Genomic DNA, 15,309 nt, shown 5'->3' with positions numbered 1-15,309 from the left:
GCGCAATGCCCCCCAGATTGCCCAGTTATGCGCGCTGGCCGTGGGGGCCAGCCCAAGGAGGTTCTCCTCTGCGGGCGGAACGGCCGGCGGGTGGTCTTCGGGGCGATGAACCTGCGGACCGGCCACCGCCTGTTGGTGCCCCGGGAGCACCAGCGGGCGGCCGACTTCCAGGCGTTCCTGCGGGTGGTGCGCAGCTCCTACCGGGGCTGGCACGTGGCGATGCTGCTGGACGAGGACCCGAGCCATACGGCCAAGGGGTCGGTCCGGCTGGCCGACGAGTTCGGGTTCGAGTTGCTGTGGCTGCCCAAGCGGGCACTCCAGCTCAACCCGATGGACACGTTGTGGGGCCAGGCCAAGGACGTGGTGAGTGCCGACAAGCAGTACGCCACCCTGGAGGAGCAGGTCGAGCGATTCATCGGCTACCTGGAGACCCAGTCACCCGCGTGGGCCTTGAAGACCGCCGGCGTCTTCTCTGACGACTTCTGGTTGGGGAACGTCTTGTGAAAGAACTTCTGCGGACCTGCTTAGTCGTCGCTCCAGCGTGCCCGCTGCTCGAATGCGAACAAGGCGTCGATCAGTTGCTGCGGGGCGACCGGTTTCACGAAGTGCAGATCGAATCCGGCGACCTCAGTTCGGGCCACGGCTTCCTCGTCGCCCAGCGCCGTCACCGCGACGAGGTAGAGCCCGGCGTCGCGCGCCCGCATCAGTGCGGCCAACTCACAACCGTCCATCCCCGGCATGGTGATGTCCAGTACGCAGGCCTCGGGCGAGAACGCCGCAGCGACCGTGAGCGCCGTTGCGGCATCGTGGCACACGCGCGCGTCGAATCCGACCAGCCGCAGCAACGCTCCGAGTGAGTCTGCGGCGTCCTGGTTGTCGTCTACGCACAACACGCGGAGTGGCACGTGGGATGTGGGGGGCGCGAGAACCAACCCGCCGGTGTCGGCCAGCGCGGCAGGTGTAGGTGAAGTCGTCGTCACAAAGTCATCCGCGTTCTTCAGGTCGGGCCCGGAGAATGATACTCGGGCGCGATTGGTGGGGGTATCCCGGCTCCAGCTGGGGGGCAAGCCGCGTACCACCCGTGCGCTCAGTGGGGATGAATTCTCGTCTTGGCGCGCGGGTTGCATGTGATGTGAGCGGCAACTGGGACTTTAAGAAATCTGCCGATTCTGTCGGAATTTCGACCCGGTTGTGGCGTAATATCAGTCAGACGGAGCGCCGAAGGACTGGCGGCCCGCGGTTCGCGGTCAGCCCACCCCGCCGCACCGGCTACATCAGGGAGGATCACATGCTCGTTCTCACACGTCGCGCCGGCGAACAGATCGTAATCGCCGGGAACATCCGCCTCACCGTCGTCAACATCGGCCCCGGCCGCGTTAAGATCGGCATCGAGGCACCGGACAACGTCCGCGTCGACCGCCAGGAAATCTTCGAGAAAATCCAACAGGAGCAAGCCACCGACGTGCTCCACGCTGTGGCGCAGGGGGTCACGACCGACGGGGTCAGTCCGACGATCGTTGCGGCGGGCGAGACTTCGTCGAAGCTGCACAACCGCATCGCCGAGCACGTCCCCGCCCCGACCGCAGCCGAGGCGGTGCCGATCGGCCAACCGCGCGTCCGCAAGCCCCGCTAACGGAGAACGCGGTTGTACACGCCTCTTCGGCCCGTTTGGGCACTGTAAACCCACCCGCACGGTGGGTTTACGGCTTTGTGCCGGGCACCGGTTCGATCTTCACGTTGAAATCACACCCGTCGTGCGTCGTTCTGGCTGAGACTGAAACGGACTCACCGTGGCCCGTCGGACTGGGTTAAGTCATGCGCATCTGGTCTGTCCTAATAACTGCCATTCTGGCGATTTCTGCACAGCCACCGGCGCCGATGTTGAGCGCACGTGAGGGTTTACAGCCGTTGAACGTCCTGGTCGGAACCTGGAAGGGGACCGGCTATCCGGAGGGTGTGTCGAAAGAGGAGCGCGCTGCTGGCATATGGACAGAAGGCGTCACCTGGGGGTGGTCCTTCTCGAGGCAAGATGCTTGGCTGGGTATCACTTTCAGCAAGAGCAAGTACTTCGAGAGCGGGGAAGTGCGATTCTCAAACGAAACCCCGTGGCCGTACCGCCTCACCCTCACAACGACCGACAAGGCCACGATCCGATTCGGCGGCAAGCTCACCGACAAGACACTGACCTTTCACCGGCTCGACGGTGACGCGAAAGAGGAGCAGCAACTGGTGTTCAGCCTGCTGCACCACAACCGCCACCTGTATCGATTCGAGACACGGCCCGTCGGTTCGACGCTGGCCTACGGGAAGAAGTACCAGGTCGGGGCCACCAAGGAGGGAGTTCCGTTCGCAGCCGTGCCGACAGGGCCGGAATGTGTCGTCAGCGGCGGACTTGGCACGTCGAGGGTGACGTTCATGGGCAAGGACTACTTCGTCTGCTGCTCCGGCTGCCGGGACGAGTTCAAGGCTAACCCGGAGAAGTACGTCAAGGAGGCGGAGCAGAAGGCGAAGGCCGGGAAATAGCCGTCGCACCTTGAACCGATCTGCGGTTGCGGGGTATGCGGCACTCGCGGTTCCCACCCCGGTGAGGCACCATGCCCGCCCCGCTGCCGGCTGAACTGGCGAAGGTCGATCCCGCCGACGCCTCGCAGCCGTGGGCGCCGTAGGCCGCCGAGGCGAGGTACCTCAAGGCCGTCGCCCACCTCGCCGCCGCGCCGCGTTCGGCCCCGCCCCCACCAACACCGCCCGCGCCCTCGCCGACGGTTTCTCGCGCACCCTCGACCGCCTGTTAGTCGGCGAGCCGGACGCCGCCGAGCGGCTGGCCATGTGTGAGGACGCCGGCCGCTACCGCCTCGACGGCACCCGCATCCGCCTCGGCTCCGACTTCAACAACACCCCCGTCGATCCGGCGGTCCCGGTCCGCGCCTGGTGCCTATGTACACCATCCTCGAAGGCGGCCACCCGCTGCGCGAGAGGTTGACGCTGTTCTGGCACAACCACTTCGCCACGAGCTACGCCAAGGTCGGCTCCATCCGCCTGATGTTCGACCAGAACCCCACCCTGCGGCGGTTCGCGCTCGGCCGGTTCCGGCCGTTCCTGCTGGAGATGAGCCGCGACCCGGCGATGCTCATCTGGCTCGACTCGAACCAGAATGTGAAAGGCGCCCCGAACGAGAACTACGCCCGAGAGGTGATGGAACTCTTCAGCCTCGGCGTCGGCAACTACACCGAGAAGGACGTGCAGGAGGCCGCCCGCGCGTTCACCGGCTGGCACCACACCACGGACCAGACGGCGTTCGAGTTCAACCGCGACCTTCACGACGACGGCTCGAGGACGAACTTCGGCTGCGCCGGCAACTGAGGTGGCGACGACGTGCTCCGGCTGCTTGGCGACCACCCGGCGTGCGCCCGCTTCCTGGTCGGCAACCTGTACGCCTTCCTCGTCAGCGAGACGCCGGCGCCGCGGGCGCTGCTCGCGCCGCTTGAGGACCGCTTCCGCCGCGGCGACTACGACGTCGCGGAGTTGGTGCGGACGATGCTCGGATCGCGGCTGTTCTTCTCGGCGCACGCCTACCGCCGGCGGGTGATTTGGCCGGTGGAGTACGCGGTGGGGGCGGTGCGGGCGGTGACGCCGGACCGGGTGCCACTCGGTGAGTTGATCGACCCCCTGGCAAAGATGGGGCAGGTGCTGTTCGCCCCGCCGAGCGTGAAGGGCTGGCGGACCGGCACCGACTGGCCGACCAGCGCCATGTTGCTCGCGCGGAACAACTTCGCCGAGACGGTAGCGCTTGGTGCGTGGCCCCGCCGCTCGGTCCGGCAGCAGGTCGAACCAGAGGGGTTGCCGCTTACGCCGAAAGACGCGGCGGTCGCCGAAGCAGTGGCGGTCGAGGTTATCGCCCAACCGGCGGCAGCGGCGCTCGGTGCGGCAGCGGTGTACGGTTCGAAGATCGCCACCGACCCGGGTGGGGTCGATCACCTCACGATCTTCGGCGCCGTCGTGCCGCCGGGCGGCGCCGTCGGCTTGCTGATCCCCGGCGCGTCGGGTCGTGCCGATGGACCCGCGGCTCGACCCGACGCTGACGCTGTTCGAGCCGAAGCCGACGAGCGTCGCCGAGGTAGTGACGCGGATGGGTGACGCCCTGTTCGGCAAGCCGCCGCCAGCCACGGCGCGGCGGAAGGTCGAGACGTTCCTTAGCGGCACCGCGATCGAGGACGCGCCGGCGTTCCGATCGCGTGTTCGCGAGGCGCTGCACGCGGTGATGTGCCTGCCCGAATTCCAACTGAACTACCTCTTCCGCCGCTCGCGGCGTCACTCGGAGCCCCCGCCATGCATCACCGCCGCGACTTCCTTGGCCGCACCCTCGGCGGCTCCGCGCTCCTGGCCGCCGGCCCCGTCGTCCCCGAATTCCTGGCGCGGGCCGCCGCGCAACCCCGGCCGCGGACAAGGACACCATCCTCGTCGTGGTCGAGCTGGCCGGCGGGAACGACGGGCTGAACACGATCGCCCCCTACGGCGACGACCTGTACCACCGCGCCTGCACGATGCTCGGCCTGACCCGCCGAGAGGTGCTGCGGATCGACGACTACCACGGCTTCCACCCACGGCTCACCGAACTGAAGAACTTCTACGACCAGAAGCAACTCGCGGTCGTGCAGGGCGTCGGCTACCCGAACCCGGACCGGTCGCACTTCGAGAGCATGGACATCTGGCAGCTCGCCGACCCCGGCCGCGTCCCGAACACCGGCTGGTTCGGCCGCAGGATCCCGGCCATGCGCGCCCGCGAGGCCGGCGTCCCCGGCATGTTCGTCGGCCAGGACCGGCTGCCGGTCGCGCTCAGCGGCGCCGACGGCGGCGTCATCAGCCTGGCCGACCGGGCGAGCTTCCGGCTGCAACTCACCGGCAACGCGGCCCCGCGCCGCCGACTCATCGAAGACCTGAACGGCGGCAACGACGGCGGCGACCTGACCGCGTTCGTCCGCCGCCGGCAGCTGCAAACCTACACGAGCATTCAGAAGATCGAAGAGGCACTGCGCGACATCCAGCCGAACACCAACACCCAGCCGCGCCGCTTTGACCAGCCGACCCCGAACGAACTCACCACACTGAGCGGCAAATTGAACCTGATCGCCCGGCTGATCCAGAAGGGGCTCGGCACCCGCATCTACTACGCCTCGATCGCTGGGTTGGACACGCACTCGTCGCAGGCCGACATGCACACCGAGCTGTTGCAGGAGGTGTCGGGCGCGGTCGACCAGTTCTTCGGCCTGCTCGGCACCGAGGCCGGGCGGGTGGTGCTGATGACGTACTCCGAGTTCGGCCGGCGGGTGAAGCAGAACGGCAGCCGCGGCACCGACCACGGCAGCGGCCCGAACCTATTCGTGGCCGGGCCGAAGGTGGCCGCCGGGCTCGTCGGCCGTCACCCGAAGCTCGACGACCTGGTGGACGGCAACGTCCGCTTCCACACAGACTTCCGACGGGGTGTACGCCACGCTGTTGGACCAGTGGCTTGGCGTCGAGAGCCGGCTGGTGTTGGGCCAAGTGTTCGAGCCGCTGCCGCTAATCGACAAGGCGAAGCCGGCCGCCCCGGCTGGCGCGGCGCCACCCCCGCGGCCGGGCACCGCGGCGCGGACCCGGACGGCCGAGGTGTTCGACGCGCCGGCGGTCCCCGACGCACCCACCGCCGCCCGCGCCAAAGAAGTAGCGCTCCACCAGGCCCGGGGGGCCACCGTCCCCGGGCAATCGCCTCCCCACATCTGGAGCCCGCACCATGCCCCGCCTGGCCCCCGCGGTCGCCCTACTCCTGTTTGCCTACGCTGGTGCGGCCCGCGCCCAGGAGCCTGGAAAGCTCCGCTCGCCGATCACGCAGTTGTTCGTCCGCTGGGACGGCGTCACCGCCCACAAGGCCGCTTACGACGGCTCCGCCCTCGGCTCCGCGCTCCGCGGCCCGACCGGCGACTCGGCCCGCGCCCTGCTCGCACACCTCCCCATGATGCTCGGCAACGACCTGCTCGCGGGGCCGCTACTGGAAGGGAAATCGCCCGACGAGTTGAAGGCCGTCCACGCCGACCTGAAGGCCGCGGAACAGATTCTCGCCCTGCTCCTCGACAAGGGCGTGATCGTCGCCGCGCCCGTGACGCTTGCCCACCTTCCGCCGCTGCCGACGGACGTGAGCCGCTTCCGCCTCCTGCGGCTCGACTCCGCCGCCACCTACGACTCGGCCCTCACCTCGTTCGACGTGATCGACGCCCCCGACGACCGTAGCGACGAAACTAAAGTCCTCGCTGCCGCGCGACAGCGTCGTCGTCAGGAACTGGATCGCGAACTGACGAACACGCTCGGCCTAAACCTCGGCACCGACCTGATGCCGTACCTCGGTGACAGGCTGTGCCTGTACCAGTCGCCGACGGAGGGGCTGAGCGTGTTCGGGCAGGTGGTATGCGTGTCGGTCAAGGACGCGGCGAAGGTGCGGGCCGCGGCCGACCAACTGACCCGCGGCGTCGAGAATTTGGCCGGCGGCCGAACCAAGATTCGCAAGCGGGTCGTGGCCGAAGTCGACACCCGCGAGATTTACAACCGCGAGTTCGGCGTGGTGACGCCGACCTGCGCCGTGAGCGGCGACTTGTTCGTCATCGGTGGTACGCCGCAGTGCGTGCAGGGCTTCGCCCTCCGCCACGCCGGTCGCCTACCGATGTGGTCACCCGACTCCGAGACGGGCGCGCGGCTGACCACGATGCCGTCGGACGCGGTGGGGTTGCAGTTCTGCCGGCCGGAGTCGGTGGTGAAGAACATCTGCACGGTCGCGCCGCTGTTCCTCAGCCAGACCGGGCAGTTCAGCGAGCGCAACAGCTCAGAGTTCAACCCGACCGAGGTGGGACTCGTGCCGAACGCCCACGAACTGTGTAGCCACTTCTTCCCGAACCTGACCTACACTCGCGACGCCGGCCGGACGGTCCGCATCGACGTGCATGACTCGTTCAGCCTTCCGTTGGAGTTCATCCGGTTCGAGCCGTTCCTGTTCGCGGCGCTGACGGGCCTGCGCTAGCGAAGCTCCGCCACGCGCAGCCGGCGGAACAGCAGGTCCGTCGTCGGGTCGTGCCCTTGGATCGACAGGTGACCCGCGGCGGTCCGCAGCCCCTGCCGCGGGTTGTCGTTCGACTTGCGGTCGTCGGTCCAGTCCACCGTCTGGTAGCCGTTCACCCACGTCGCGATGTGCGCCCCGTCAGCGAGCACGGTGAGAGTGAACCACTGGTGGTCGTTGCTCACCACCTTCCGCGCCGCGACCCGCCGATAGATCGCCCCGGTGCCGAAGTCGAGCGGCTTGGTGCGGTCGTCGCCGAGGTAGGCGTTCTGAATCTGGGCCTCGTAGCCGTTCTGGTACTGGTCCGGGACGCAGCGGAAGAACACCCCGCTGTTGAGCCACTTGCCGTTACTCTTGCACTCCATCTGGAACAAGAAGTCGCCGAACACCCGGTCCGTCTTCAGGTCGCCCGGCCCGTTCTTGACCCCCAACTCCCCGTCCTTCGGCACCTCGAACTTCGACGCGGCCCGCTTGGGGTCGGCGGTATTTACTGTCCACCCGGCGAGGTCCTTGCCGTTGAAGAGAGATGTCGTCCCGCCCGGCTTTAGCTTCGCGGCGCGGACCCGAACGGGCGTTGTCCCGTCAGTCTCGATCACGAACGGGGCGGCAGCGAGTTCAGGGCGGTCCGTTTTCTGGCTCATGCCGCGCACCGAACCCGGGCCGCTGGAGCCCATGCCGACGCCGGTGTCCGTGCGGCGATACGTCACCGTGCGCCACCCCGTGACCGGGTCGGACTCGAACTCGACCCGCTCTTTCGGGCTACTCACTGAACCGGTGCCGGCCGCTTGTATCTCGTACTCGAACGCGTTCCCGAATCGGCTGGTCGGGTACGCGACCGTCTTCTTCCCCTTCCCGAGAATCAGGGTGCCATCCTGAACCTCGGCGGCGCCGTCGATCTTCCAACCGAACGTCGATTCGCCGTCGAACAGCATCAGCCAGCCGTCGGCGATCTCCTGCGGGGTGAGGCTCGCGGCCTTCGGCTGGGCTGCAACCGGGCCGGCGAACGCGAGCAACAGGGCGACGGAGAGCGTGGTACGCATGGCGGCTCCGGTTACGGGCGGGACTCGCGGACGGCGGCGGGGAGGCCTTCGCGAAAGCTCGGGAAGCGTGGCGCCCAGCCGATCTCAGCTCGCGCCCGCTTGTTAAGGATGCGGCGGTTCGGCACGTCGGGTTCGGGCCGCTCGTCGAACGCGGCCGGCGGGGCGTTTAGCAACTCGGCAAGGAGCGTGTAGAACGTCCGCCGCCGGGTCGGTCCGTCGTCGGCGATCGTGTACGTCGCCCCCAGATCGGCTCGGTCCACGGCCGCGACCACGGCGTCGGCGGCGTCCTCGACGTGGACGAGATTCAGCCACCGGTCCGCGTCGCCGACCAGCGGTTCGCCCCTGAGGATGGGCTGCTTCCGCAACAGCCGGTCGGGGCCGTACAGCCCCGCGAGCCGAAGCACGATCGCGTCGCGTTGGCGCGCGTGCAGCAGTCGCTCGGCGTCGAGGACGACGCGGCCGGCTTCCTCGGTCGGCTCCGTCGGGCTAGCTTCGTCCACGAATCCGCCGTCGGTTTGGCCGTAGACGCTGGTGCTGGACACGTACACGAACCGGCTGGCGGCCGGCAGCGCCGCCAGGACGTTCCGCAGGCCGCCGACGTACACGTCGCGCATGGTGTGGCCGGCGGCGCGGTCCATTCCGACGGCGTAGAGCACGACCGCGGCGCGGGGCACGGCGGTGAGGCTGGCCGGGTCGGTCACGTCGGCGATCACGGGCTCGACGCCCAACGCACGCAGCTCGGCGGTGTTGCGTCGGGTGACGGCGGCGACGCGCCGACCGGCCGCGACCCACCGGGCGGCAACGCGGCGGCCCAGATAGCCGCAGCCAACGACGAGGGCGTCGGCGGCGGGGGGTGCCGGGGCGGGTAGGGTCACGTATCTCTTTCGGTGAGTCCGGGCGGGGCGGGTCGTCGTACCCCCGTGCCCGCTGCCAACAGGGTATCCCGACCGATGGGCGAGTCCACCCCGGCCGACCCTCCCGCCCCGGCCGAACGGATACCGCTCCCGTCCCGCCGCGTCCGCGTCGGCTGGTACGTTCTGGCCGCCGTCGCCTCCACCGTCCTCATCGCCGCCGGCTACCGAGTCGACCGGCTCAATCTGCGCGAGCCGCTCGACTACGACCTAGACGTGCTCCTCATCCTGCCGATGGTGAAGGCCACGGTCGAGAACGGGCACCACTGGGAAATCAGCCGGATGGGCTTCCCCGGCCGGTACGAGCTGTACGACTTTCCCGTCGTCGACCACCTCCACTTCGCGGTCGTGTGGCTCATCGGCCGGTTCACGTCCGACGCGGTGCTGGTGTTCAACCTCTACCACCTGCTGACGTGGCCGCTGACGGCAGTGACGGCCATGTGGGCGTTCCGGCGGCTGGGCCTGACGCACCCCTTCGCGTGCGCGGGCGGCATCCTCTACGCCTTCCAGCCGTACCACTACCTCCGCGGCGAGTTCCACTACTTCCTCGCGGCGTACTGGGTCATCCCGCTGACGTGGCTGCCGGCGCTGGCCCTGTGCAAGGGCGAGTTGCCGTTCTTCACCCGCCGGCCGGACGGTTCCTACGCGCTGGCGCTGAAGACCCGCGCGACCGGGTGGCAGGTACTGCTGGCCGCGGCCACGGCGTCGGCCGGGGCGTACTACGCCTTCTTCGCCTGTGCCCTCTACTGCGCCGCAGGTTGCTACGGGTGGATCGTCCACCGCACGTGGCGTACTGCGGCGTCCGCCGCGCTACTGACCGGGCTCGTCGTCGTGTTCGGCGTGTTGAACCATGCCCCGGCCATCGCCCACGTCCTTCGCCACGACCGGACCGCGGTGACCGAGCGGTTCCCGCAGGACAGTGAACTCTACGGGATGAAGATCGCGCACCTGATCCTGCCGATCGACGCCCACCACGTCTTCGCGTTCCGCCGGGCGAAGGCGGCGTACACCGGCACCTTCGAGCTGAACAATGAGAACGCCTGCGCCTCGCTCGGTGCGGTCGCCTCCGTCGGCTTCCTCGGGTTGCTTGGCGTGCTGGTGGTCCCGAACCGGCTCGGCTGGCCGTACCGCCCGCTCGCGGTCCTCACGCTGTTCATGCTCCTCTACGCCACGATCGGCGGGTTCTCGGCGGTGTTCAACCTCCTCGTCTTCGACCAAATTCGCTGCCCGAATCGGTTCAGCATCTACATGGCGTTCCTGTGCCTGCTGGCGCCGCTGTGGTGGCTCGACGGCCGGCTCCTCGACCGGCCCGGCGCCCGCCGCTACCGCGTGGCCGCGGCCGTGGGGCTGGTCGCGCTCGGCGTCGCCGACCAGACGCCGGCGCCGTGGTTCTCGCAGTACGTGGTCGAGCAGGTCGAGAAGCAGGCTGGTCGGTTCCGCAACGACCGCGAGTTCTTCGCCCGGGTCGAGGAGGCGGCGCCTGGGGCGCGGGTGTTCTGTCTCCCGTACATGCCGTTCCCCGAGGTGCCGCGACTGCACGAACTGCGGGCTTACGAGCACGCCCGCTTCTACGTCCACACCGCGACGCTCGTGTCGAGCTACGGGGCGATCAAGTTCCGCGAGACGGACGAGTGGCTGCGGAGCGTCGCGGCCGACGATCCGCAGCGGCGGGTGGTTCGGGTGGTGGCCGGCGGCTTCGACGGCCTGTTCGTGGACGGCCGCGGGTACGGGTCGCAGGCCGAGGCGAACGGCGTGGTGCAGGAGGTCCGCAAGGCGGTCCCGCAGGGGGTGCAACTGCCCCAAATCGTTCACAAGGACGGCCGGCAGGTGTTCCTCGACCTGCGGCCGTTCCGCGATTGGCTGCGGGCGAAAGACCCGGCGTACCTCGACCGCGAGGCGGAGCGGGAGCGCGACTACGTGGCGCTGTGCTTCATCCGCGGCTTCCCGTCGAGCCTGCCGTGGGGGCAGGAGAACTTGCACCGCCAGGGCTACCGCTCGGCGGCGTTCCAGATCGTGAACCCGTCCGACCGCACCCGGACGTTCGAGCTGACCGCCACGTTTTCGTCCATCCACCCCGGCCCCTTCCGGGTCACACTGGCGGGCGCCCCGGCGCTAACGTGGCAGAACCGGCCCGACGGCCCCGGCCCACTGGACGACGTGTTCACCTTCCACGGCGAACAGAAGGACCGGCCTTCGGAGCAACTCCGCCGCACGTTCCGCCTGGAAATCCCGCCCGGCCGGCACACCGTGCGCGTTCGGTCGGAGGGGCCGCCCGACCTGATCACGGGCACCACGCAGCCGATCCACTACGACCTGACGGATGTCACCTTCACCGAGGTTCCGGGTCGCTGACCGGCGGCGAGCCACCGGCCCGCCGCCGGGCGTAGGCCTCGACGGCCCGCTCCTGGTCGGCCGTTTCCACCGAACCAGGCCGGAGTTCCCGCACCCGTGCCAGTGCCGACCGCGGCTCCTCGCCGCCGGCGACGAGGTACGCCGCGAGTACGGTGCCGGTGCGGCCGAGGCCAGCGGCGCAGTGGACGGCCACGCCCATCCCGGTGCGGTGGGCTTTTAGAATGGCGTCGAGGATGTGGTCGAGCTGACGGTCGGTTGGGGCCTCGAAGTCGGGGACGGGTACGCTGACGGCGAGTAGCCCGGCTTCGTTCACCCAGCGCCGCGGCAGGGGCTCCTCGGTGAGCGAGATGAGCACTTCGACGCCGTTGCGGCGGAGCCAGCGGAGGTCCTCGGCCGTGTCCGGCCGGGCGAGAGCGGCGAGGCGGGGCCGGTCGACCCACGAAAACCCGGGTGGGGGCATCAGCACGTCGTGGACGGTGGACGGAGGACAGTCCGGCAGAGGGCATGATACCCACCCGCGACTCCCGCGTACGCTGTTCCGACTTACTGTCCTCTGTCAACTGCCCCCTGTCCACTACTTCAGCGGTTTCCGCCCCGCCGCCGCCCGGAGTTGGTTCGCCACCTGCCACACCTTCGGATCGGTCTGCAAGAAGTCAATCAGGTTTCCGGTCGAGACGCCGAGCAGCGATGCCGTCTCGGCGACGCGCGCCCCCGTCGCCGCGAGTAGGTCGAGAACGACACCGACCGCCGGCCAGAACCGCGGGTCTTTGCGGCCCAGTGACAGGCGGCCGGTGCGGTCGCGGGCGGCAGCGTAGTCGCGCAGTTCGGCCACGGTCTCGGGCGTAAGGTCGGGCGGCATCCCATCGCGGAGGTGGAGGTAAAGGGCCTGGCCGAGGCGGTCGAGGGCGCGGGCCTTGTTTTCGTGCTGCGACCTCGATTCTTCGGCGATAACGAGCAGCCCGGTCGGCGGGTGACGAAGGCGGACGGCGGAGCTAGTCTTGTTCCGTTTCTGCCCCCCGGGCCCGCTGGCGCGGTACGTGTCGACCTCGCACTGCGCGAGGAGTTGATCGGGCGTCAGGGCGGCCCAGGTGGAGCGGGGGGGGCGTGGCATGGCGAGCCGGGGGCGTCGCCCCCGGATTCAGATCGTACGCGCCGCATGAAGCCGGGGGTGTCTGACACCCCCAGCTCGCCCGGCGGATTACTTTCCTGCGGCGTAGGCCTGCTGGAAGGCGGCGACGCCGGAGCCGATCTGCAGATTGAACCCGCCTTCGGCCAGAACCAGTTCAAGTGCGCTGATCGCGCCGAGCACTTCGAAGGCGTCGGTGTAGCCCATGTGACTCAGCCGCCAAATCTTCCCCTTCATCGCGTCCTGGCCGTCCGCCAGCTTGTAGCCGTACTGCTTCTCCAGCTTCTTCAGGGTCCCGCTGCCGTCGACACCGGCCGGGACGGAAATCACCGTCAGGGCGCTGTTCGGCCGCTCGGCGAAGTTTTGCAGCCCCATCGCCCTCACCGCCGCGCGGGCGGCCTTGGCGATCCGCTCGTGCCGCGCCCACAGGTTTTCGATCCCCTCGGTGCGGATCCGCTTCAGGCTCGCCCGCTGGGCGCGGATCAACGTGTTGGCCGGTGTGAACGGCGTGTCGCTCTCCAGCTGGCTCTTGCGGTAGCGGCGCAGGTCGAAGTAGAAGTTCCGCACCGGCGTGGCGTCCATCTTCTTCCACGCCTTGTCGCTGACGCTGACGAACGCCAGCCCCGGCGGCAGCATCAGCGCCTTCTGCGAGCCGGTCACGCACACGTCGATGTTCCACTCGTCCACCCGGCACTCCATCGCACCGAGACCGCTGATGCCGTCCACGATCAGCAGCGCCTCGGTCGGGGCGACGATCTTTCCGAACGCCGCGACGTCGTGGCCGACGCCGGTGCTCGTTTCGCTGAGCGTGGCGAAGACGGCCTTTGCGTCCGGGTTGGCCTTCACCGCCGCCTCGGCCATTTCAGGCGTCACGGCCTTGCCGTAGGGCACCTCGACGGCGACGATGTTCGCCCCGTGCGCCTTCAGGACGCCGCGCCACCGCTCGCCCCACCGGCCGGCCGTGAGGAGGATGACCTTCTCGCCCGCAGCGAGGCAACTCGAGACGGCCGCCTCCATCCCGCCGGTGCCGGAACTGGTGAGGGTGAACACCGGGTTGGCCGTGCGGAAGACGTACTTCAGGTCTTCGGTGACCTCGGCGAGGATGGCCTTGGCCTCGGCGGATCGGTGGTAGGTGACCGGTCGTGCCAGTTCTAACAGCGTCTCCTCGGGAACCGGGGTCGGGCCGGGGGTGAACAGGCGGGGCTTCATCAGCGATTGCGTCCTAATGTGGGGAGGCGAACGGACTCATTCTAAGGACGCGCGCATCGACCGGCCGGGTTCGCACCCTTCCCAGGACTGGGAAACTGGAGTGACCGGGCGGGCGGTGCCGATAACGCCCGATGACCCGTCCCCGCGAGGCCGCATGACCGACTCCGCCCGCATCGCCGTGCTTTTCGGGCTGTCGCTGCCGGCGGTCGGGTGCGCACTCTTCGCCGTCCAGCCGCCGACGCCCGCGTCTCACATCAGCCCGGCCGAACTCGCCGCTCTCGAGCCACAGCCCGGGGTGCGGCACTACCTCATCGTTTTCGGCTCCGACAAGCCGAGCCGCAACCCGGCGTACACCCACACCTGGGCGACGCTGGTCACCACGACCGACGTTCCCGGCGGCCCGCCGCGCGTCGGCGAGGAGACCATCAGTTGGCTCCCCGTCGAGATGCCGATTCAGGCGCTGAGCCGGAAGACCGTGCCGGGGCGCAACTACGGCCTGCACGAGACGATGCGGGCCATGCTCGACACGAAACAAGACGTGGCCCTCTGGGGCCCGTACGAGGTGTGGCACCGGTTCGCTTACCGGTTTCGGGTGCAGAAGTCGTTCATGGAGTCCGGCGCGGTCGGGTACCAGTGCATCGACTCGTGGGGCGAAGCCGGGCGGACCGGAGCCGGCTGCGACTGCATCCACTCCATCACGGACATGGACCCCGAGATCTCGCGCGTGGGGTACCCGCTGTTCCTCTACGGGCAGCCGGCGTCCGCCCGGCTCGTGCGCCGCGTCATGAACTCGCCCGCGCCCATCGACCCGCTGACGACGCACGACTGGCTGCTCCCGCAACTGGCGCTCAAACAGTACCCCATCGACGTTTGCACATACCGCGGCCCGGTTGCCGGCCACTGCCGCCGCTAGTTCGACCGCCTCACCACGATTCTTCGGCAACCGGCGCGAACCCGCGCTGCGGGAGGTTCGTCGTTCTCTGATCTCATACCCGGAAGGAGGTGACCCGTGCGACCGAGTGCAACGGAACCCGTGTCGCGGCGTCAATTCACACACCTTGTTCCAGGAAGCAAGACCGATGAGTCGCGGATTCGGTCCGCCCGTAGAGTGGGCGGACGTGACGGATGAGCTTGGCCCCGAGGACGGGACCGACCCGAAGGACTGGCACCGAAAGCCGTGGAACGCCCCGAGAGGGGCCGGCCGCAAGGCCCACCAGTTGTGTAGGCAGGTGGCGGAGGTATTGCACGCAGCGGTCGGCGGGTGCGCCGACCCGGTCGTGCAGCCACTGACCGTGGCGTACGTGACCCCGGCCCCTCACACGGGTCGACTGCGGGTTACGACGATGCTGCCAGCTGACGGCAGCATCAGTCGAACGGCGGCGGAAGCCGGGTTGGCCCGCGCCGCGGGCCGGCTACGGGGTGAAGTCGCGGCGGTGGTGAACCGCCGGCACGCCCCAGAACTGGTGTTCGAAGTCGTGTGACCTCAGCCGGCCGCCGGGGCACTCCCGGCGGCCGGCTTGTTCCGGCGGCCCGGGCTCGCGTCCAGCGATTAGAGCGGCAGCCTCACCAGGGTGAGGTTGGCTCGCGGGGAGG

At 68.9% G+C, this 15,309-nt stretch carries 15 protein-coding genes and 1 pseudogene; 10 read left to right on the top strand and 6 right to left on the bottom strand.

The genetic code is table 11. The annotated features are described in order from the left end of the window. Nucleotides 1-27 precede the first annotated feature (27 nt). Nucleotides 28-504, top strand: a complete 477-nt coding sequence (locus tag ETAA1_RS17855; RefSeq protein ID WP_202920199.1) for a transposase — start codon at nucleotides 28-30, stop codon at nucleotides 502-504. A gap of 20 nt (nucleotides 505-524) precedes the next feature. Here the strand turns inward: ETAA1_RS17855 and ETAA1_RS17850 are convergent, their stop codons facing one another. Next, nucleotides 525-980, bottom strand: coding sequence for a response regulator (locus ETAA1_RS17850; RefSeq protein ID WP_238389244.1), 456 nt, complete (start codon nucleotides 978-980; stop codon nucleotides 525-527). 308 nt (nucleotides 981-1,288) lie between these two features. On the opposite strand from ETAA1_RS17850, the gene ETAA1_RS17845 reads away from it, so the two are divergent. From ETAA1_RS17845 to ETAA1_RS17825, 6 genes and pseudogenes are all read left to right on the top strand, one after another. After that, nucleotides 1,289-1,633: a carbon storage regulator gene (locus ETAA1_RS17845; protein ID WP_145240795.1), complete on the top strand. Its 345-nt coding sequence runs from the start codon at nucleotides 1,289-1,291 to the stop codon at nucleotides 1,631-1,633. Between the two features lie 449 nt (nucleotides 1,634-2,082). Beyond that, nucleotides 2,083-2,523: a YHS domain-containing protein gene (locus tag ETAA1_RS32075; protein ID WP_202920198.1), complete on the top strand. Its 441-nt coding sequence runs from the start codon at nucleotides 2,083-2,085 to the stop codon at nucleotides 2,521-2,523. A gap of 130 nt (nucleotides 2,524-2,653) precedes the next feature. Then, nucleotides 2,654-2,980, top strand: a complete 327-nt coding sequence (locus ETAA1_RS32070) for a hypothetical protein (RefSeq protein ID WP_202920197.1) — start codon at nucleotides 2,654-2,656, stop codon at nucleotides 2,978-2,980. Further along, nucleotides 2,935-4,134 (top strand): annotated as a pseudogene (locus ETAA1_RS32930) (DUF1800 domain-containing protein). The gene ETAA1_RS32070 and the pseudogene ETAA1_RS32930 overlap by 46 nt, the downstream one beginning before the upstream one ends. Nucleotides 4,135-4,326: 192 nt before the next feature. Next, on the top strand, nucleotides 4,327-4,494 hold the full coding sequence (locus ETAA1_RS32065) for a hypothetical protein (protein WP_202920195.1): 168 nt from the start codon (nucleotides 4,327-4,329) through the stop codon (nucleotides 4,492-4,494). After that, complete coding sequence (locus ETAA1_RS17825) at nucleotides 4,461-5,990, top strand: DUF1501 domain-containing protein (RefSeq protein WP_202920194.1); 1,530 nt, start codon at nucleotides 4,461-4,463, stop codon at nucleotides 5,988-5,990. Before ETAA1_RS32065 ends, ETAA1_RS17825 begins: the two co-directional genes overlap by 34 nt. A 1,048-nt stretch (nucleotides 5,991-7,038) precedes the next feature. Here the strand turns inward: ETAA1_RS17825 and ETAA1_RS17820 are convergent. Together ETAA1_RS17820 and ETAA1_RS17815 are read right to left on the bottom strand one after the other, a co-directional pair. Continuing rightward, nucleotides 7,039-8,118: a 3-keto-disaccharide hydrolase gene (locus tag ETAA1_RS17820; protein WP_145240789.1), complete on the bottom strand. Its 1,080-nt coding sequence runs from the start codon at nucleotides 8,116-8,118 to the stop codon at nucleotides 7,039-7,041. An 11-nt stretch (nucleotides 8,119-8,129) separates the two neighbouring features. Continuing rightward, on the bottom strand, nucleotides 8,130-8,993 hold the full coding sequence (locus ETAA1_RS17815) for an NAD-dependent epimerase/dehydratase family protein (protein ID WP_145240787.1): 864 nt from the start codon (nucleotides 8,991-8,993) through the stop codon (nucleotides 8,130-8,132). Nucleotides 8,994-9,068: 75 nt separating this feature from the next. Here ETAA1_RS17815 and ETAA1_RS17810 point away from each other — a divergent pair, with 75 nt between their 5' ends. Next, on the top strand, nucleotides 9,069-11,381 hold the full coding sequence (locus tag ETAA1_RS17810; RefSeq protein WP_145240785.1) for a hypothetical protein: 2,313 nt from the start codon (nucleotides 9,069-9,071) through the stop codon (nucleotides 11,379-11,381). On the opposite strand, the gene ETAA1_RS17805 is transcribed toward ETAA1_RS17810, so the two are convergent. From ETAA1_RS17805 to ETAA1_RS17795, 3 genes are all read right to left on the bottom strand, one after another. Next, entirely contained in the window at nucleotides 11,359-11,841 is a 483-nt protein-coding gene (locus ETAA1_RS17805; protein ID WP_145240783.1) for a phosphatase domain-containing protein, read from the bottom strand. The two genes, ETAA1_RS17810 and ETAA1_RS17805, sit on opposite strands and share 23 nt — an antisense overlap. Before the next feature lie 114 nt (nucleotides 11,842-11,955). After that, a complete protein-coding gene (locus ETAA1_RS17800; protein WP_145240781.1) occupies nucleotides 11,956-12,492 on the bottom strand; it encodes a peptide chain release factor family protein in 537 nt (178 codons plus the stop codon). 87 nt (nucleotides 12,493-12,579) lie between these two features. After that, the gene (locus tag ETAA1_RS17795) at nucleotides 12,580-13,716 is read right to left on the bottom strand and encodes a pyridoxal-phosphate-dependent aminotransferase family protein (RefSeq protein WP_202920193.1); all 1,137 of its coding nucleotides are present in this window, start codon (nucleotides 13,714-13,716) and stop codon (nucleotides 12,580-12,582) included. Nucleotides 13,717-13,870: 154 nt separating this feature from the next. Between ETAA1_RS17795 and ETAA1_RS17790 the strand changes: the two genes are divergently transcribed. Together ETAA1_RS17790 and ETAA1_RS17785 are read left to right on the top strand one after the other, a co-directional pair. After that, a complete protein-coding gene (locus ETAA1_RS17790) occupies nucleotides 13,871-14,629 on the top strand; it encodes a hypothetical protein (RefSeq protein ID WP_145240776.1) in 759 nt (252 codons plus the stop codon). Nucleotides 14,630-14,834: 205 nt separating this feature from the next. Beyond that, nucleotides 14,835-15,197, top strand: coding sequence for a ribosome-binding factor A (locus tag ETAA1_RS17785; RefSeq protein ID WP_145240774.1), 363 nt, complete (start codon nucleotides 14,835-14,837; stop codon nucleotides 15,195-15,197). Nucleotides 15,198-15,309: the final 112 nt, after the last annotated feature.

The organism is Urbifossiella limnaea (assembly GCF_007747215.1).
GTDB lineage: Bacteria > Planctomycetota > Planctomycetia > Gemmatales > Gemmataceae > Urbifossiella > Urbifossiella limnaea.
The sequence above is the reverse complement of the archived record's forward strand: the minus strand, read 5'-3'. Positions and strand labels throughout refer to the sequence as shown.

What these genes read in the sequence shown, in the direction of transcription:
- ETAA1_RS17820 (WP_145240789.1), bottom strand. Translation starts at nt 8,118, where the DNA reads ATGCGTACCACGCTCTCCGTCGCCCTGTTGCTCGCGTTCGCCGGCCCG.
- ETAA1_RS17790 (WP_145240776.1), top strand. Translation starts at nt 13,871, where the DNA reads ATGACCGACTCCGCCCGCATCGCCGTGCTTTTCGGGCTGTCGCTGCCG.
- ETAA1_RS17805 (WP_145240783.1), bottom strand. Translation starts at nt 11,841, where the DNA reads ATGCCCCCACCCGGGTTTTCGTGGGTCGACCGGCCCCGCCTCGCCGCT.
- ETAA1_RS17795 (WP_202920193.1), bottom strand. Translation starts at nt 13,716, where the DNA reads ATGAAGCCCCGCCTGTTCACCCCCGGCCCGACCCCGGTTCCCGAGGAG.
- ETAA1_RS32065 (WP_202920195.1), top strand. Translation starts at nt 4,327, where the DNA reads ATGCATCACCGCCGCGACTTCCTTGGCCGCACCCTCGGCGGCTCCGCG.
- ETAA1_RS17855 (WP_202920199.1), top strand. Translation starts at nt 28, where the DNA reads ATGCGCGCTGGCCGTGGGGGCCAGCCCAAGGAGGTTCTCCTCTGCGGG.
- ETAA1_RS17810 (WP_145240785.1), top strand. Translation starts at nt 9,069, where the DNA reads ATGGGCGAGTCCACCCCGGCCGACCCTCCCGCCCCGGCCGAACGGATA.
- ETAA1_RS17845 (WP_145240795.1), top strand. Translation starts at nt 1,289, where the DNA reads ATGCTCGTTCTCACACGTCGCGCCGGCGAACAGATCGTAATCGCCGGG.
- ETAA1_RS17800 (WP_145240781.1), bottom strand. Translation starts at nt 12,492, where the DNA reads ATGCCACGCCCCCCCCGCTCCACCTGGGCCGCCCTGACGCCCGATCAA.